Origin of the sequence: Candidatus Infernicultor aquiphilus (assembly GCF_002784285.1) — a bacterium.
GTDB lineage: Bacteria > Atribacterota > Phoenicimicrobiia > Phoenicimicrobiales > Phoenicimicrobiaceae > Infernicultor > Infernicultor aquiphilus.
This window is the reverse complement of record NZ_PFKO01000395.1, coordinates 1-3,623: the sequence shown is the minus strand read 5'-3', so window position 1 is coordinate 3,623 and position 3,623 is coordinate 1. Positions and strand designations below refer to the sequence as shown.

The following is a 3,623-nucleotide window of genomic DNA, read 5'->3' as shown; positions in this document are numbered from 1 at the left end:
GACTTATTCTTTTCTTTTTTCCGATAAGTCATTTAAAAAATTAATAATTTTGCCGTTCTTTAGCGGTGAAAAATAAAAAAAGCAATTCTTTCCCTTGATATGTGTTGTGTGAAATGGTATCATACAGTTAAAATATTTGCAAATTCATCATGAAAATTGGATAGATTTTAAAAAAATAGGAGGTTAGAAAAGAAATGGCAAAAAAATACAAACATATCGATATCGGTCAAGAGGCTCCATCAACACAGCATTATTTTTATTTAAACAATGGAAAAAAGCTAAAAAATATCGCTGAATTAATGGAAAGTTTAAAAGATATGGACCAGGATTTATTTTCTTTTCATGTAAATGAGAAGAATAATGATTTTGCCAGCTGGATTCGCGATGTATTCGGGGAAAAGGAGCTGGCTCGCCGAATAAACGACGCCCGTCATCCGACTAGTATGTTAAAATCAATAGAAAAATATATCCAAAAATAAAATAGAAAGAATTTTTATTTTCCATAATCTCTGGCAGTATCGAAAAGCCTCAGGCATTTCTCTGGAGATACCTCTTTTTGAATATTATGGATGGCAGCGAAGACAAACCCTCCTCCTGGAGCAAAGATATCGATCCTCTTCTTCACGTCATCTTCAACTTCTTCTAAGGTACCGAAGGGAAGTATCCTTTGGGTGTCACATCCACCACCTTAATCCCACCGAGGTCTATTGGTACACGATCCGTTTCTTGATGTTGGAGAGCAAGGAGAATTCTCTCTCTGGAGGTCATATATTTATACCTCTTTCGATTTCGATATTTACGACCTTAATAGACACGTTTTTTAACTTCCTCAGCATAAGCTGGAGTAAATCTCTGGAGACCTGACCCCCTATCTATATCTAAAATCATAGTCTTTATTTCCCTCGGTTTAAGCTCTATTTTAACTTCATCAACATCAATATATGGTAATTCTGTCCCATAACTTTCATCCAACTTCCCAAGGTAGACTTTATGCATATTAAATCCTAATTTAATCTTTCCAGTGATCTCTCTATCAGTAGGATTATAAACTCGGACTACCAATTTGTCTTCAAATTCATTCTTTTTAATGGCACTAATCCCTAAATATTCACCTTCTAATTCTATAAAACTATATTTATCTGCAAGATTTCCTGGTTGATTCTTTAATTGTTTAGTTAATACTTTGGTCTTGTATTGTCTTGTCTTTTGGGGAATACGGGCCTCAGCCCAATTGCCCGGATGGGGAATCACTGCATAAGAAAAAATATTTTCTCCTAAACACTGAGCTTCTGGTGTTGGTAGGGAAGGACCAGCATTCTCCTTCCTATATTCCAAATCCCCCCTCGATAACCAACCTACACTGCGAACTAAAGTTAAGGCTATGGTATTATGATCAGGTATTATTTCATATTCAGGTAACCCCTTATTTAATATCGCCAGTCCATATTTGCCATCATTAATATCTACAAATCCTGAATTATGAGCAGTTTTATAAGCTTTTTCTACCCATCCTTCACTGTCAGGGAACTTAATAAGCCGTTTTACTACATCAAAATGACCCTCAGCGTAAACCTGATCTGTTTTAATGGCAGTAGGAAATTCTACCCGCAAACGATGATCACAGGCTTCATTATCAAATTTTGTTTTAAATTCTATTCTCTGAATTTCACTATACAATTTTATTTCAGATTCAATAGAACACTCTACTTTCTTATCTGCTCGAGATTTCCTATCCGATTTTAATCCAACTGGTAATATCATTTTTCCCGATATATTTAAAGTAGCTTCGGCTGAACCCACATCTTTGGTGCTGATATTATTTAATTGACTAATTACTATCTGATCATTCAAAGGAGGGGAATAAGTATATTCATCACCTGCATCTCCTCCATCTACCAATCTATGACCATTCTTAAAAACTTTATTATTTAACTTGTCCATAATGGTTATTGTTCCATTACCCTCTTCAGCAATTACTCTATAATATTTATTTTCAATGTAATCTCTGCCAGCCTTTATATCAGTCTCATATTCTTTAGAAATTTTTAACTCATTAATTGCTTTAATGATAAAAGTTTTATAACCACAAGCTGGAATATCTTTAGCAGTAAAAGATATATCCGCATAATTTACTTCAGAAACTTTATGGTCTAAACCATACCCTTTTAATTGATAAGGAATCTCTTCTCTTTCCGCGGTTAAAACCTTCACGCCATTTAAGTTAATCTCTTTAGTAAATTTAACCCTTGCCTCTACATTCTCATCAAGGGGATAAGGCAGAGGATTGAAAACCACCAAAACCAGTTCATCTTCCTTTATATAATTGATCTTGATTTTCCCAACAATATAATCTAAATTTTTATTAACTACTTCTTGGGTAATCTGTCTGGACCAATCGAAACGGGTCAGCATCTCTTTATGCACTTGATCAATACTACAGCCACAGATACTATCATGAGGGTGATTTTTTAATAACCATTTCCAGCTGGTCCAGATTAAATTCTCTGGATAATTTCGACCCAATAACCAAGCCAGAGAAGCTATCGGTTCGGCCCAATTTTCTAAAAGAGTTTCACATCTTTCGTTAGCCTGTTTGATATACATCCTGGACGAATATACACTCTGTATAATTGGAGCATCTTTACCTGATCTAAATTCACCGGTAACTTTATTAAGATTAGGCCTCACCGTCTCCTTAGCATAATCTATATACTCTTCCAGGTTTCCTTGTTTTATCTCAATATCTGTAAAACGTTTATTTAGCTCTTTTACTAAACGAGGGATATGAGATTGAGCCTCTAAATGATCAGATCCATTTAATAATAATAGTGACTTCGAGGTCTCTCGGGATAATAAATCATCAATAGCCCCTTTTATAACCTGGTAAGTTTTCTCTACATCTTCCGGCAAATTCTGGGCGTTACCATAACCGGCTTGGGGTAAATGAACCGCAAAAAGTTCTGTTCCATCCGGACCATGCCAGATAAACTCATTCCCTTGAGTTTGATTATATTCTATACCACGCCAGAAAATAATATTATCAATTCCAAAACCCCTTAAAATTTGGGGCATCTGGGTTATATGACCAAAGGGATCAGGTATATAACCGACCTTCATTACCCTGCCAAATTCAGAGGCAATTTTGTGACCTAAGAGCAAATTTCTGACCATTGATTCGGCACTCACCAAAAATTCATCAGGGAGAATATACCAGGGACCGACATGAATTCTGCCTTCGGTGATATATTTTTTTAGAACTTCCCTTCTTTCAGGATGGACTTCCAGATAATCCTCCAGAACAATGGTTTGGCCATCTAAGGTAAAATCACTAAAGGTTTCATCCTTTTCTAAAATATCGATTAAATTATTTATGAGGTCGATTAATCTAATTCTAAATTGTTGAAAGGTCTGATACCATTCTCTATCCCAATGAGTATGGGGCACAATGAATGCCTTATATGGTTTTTTATTAATATTAGCCACTATAATTTTCTCCTCGTATAATAAGATATTAATTGTCTGATACAATTGAGGTGTCCTGGCTTCAAGATGTGGTTACAAGAGTCTTATCCAACGCAAGATGAGCCTGAAAGTAAGAGTCATGCTGCTAATATTTTATCAAA

Annotated in this window: 3 protein-coding genes; 1 reads left to right on the top strand and 2 read right to left on the bottom strand. The window is 35.2% G+C overall.

Annotation, left to right across the window (positions count from 1 at the left end):
• Positions 1 to 194: 194 nt before the first annotated feature.
• Positions 195 to 479, top strand: coding sequence for a DUF5752 family protein (locus COZ07_RS11005; RefSeq protein WP_406608607.1), 285 nt, complete (start codon positions 195 to 197; stop codon positions 477 to 479).
• A 14-nt stretch (positions 480 to 493) separates the two neighbouring features.
• Here the strand turns inward: COZ07_RS11005 and COZ07_RS11000 are convergent, their stop codons facing one another.
• Both COZ07_RS11000 and COZ07_RS10995 read right to left on the bottom strand, forming a co-directional pair.
• Positions 494 to 625, bottom strand: coding sequence for a hypothetical protein (locus COZ07_RS11000; RefSeq protein WP_406608606.1), 132 nt, complete (start codon positions 623 to 625; stop codon positions 494 to 496).
• A gap of 179 nt (positions 626 to 804) precedes the next feature.
• On the bottom strand, positions 805 to 3,483 hold the full coding sequence (locus COZ07_RS10995; protein ID WP_406608605.1) for an alpha-mannosidase: 2,679 nt from the start codon (positions 3,481 to 3,483) through the stop codon (positions 805 to 807).
• Between the last annotated feature and the right edge of the window lie 140 nt (positions 3,484 to 3,623).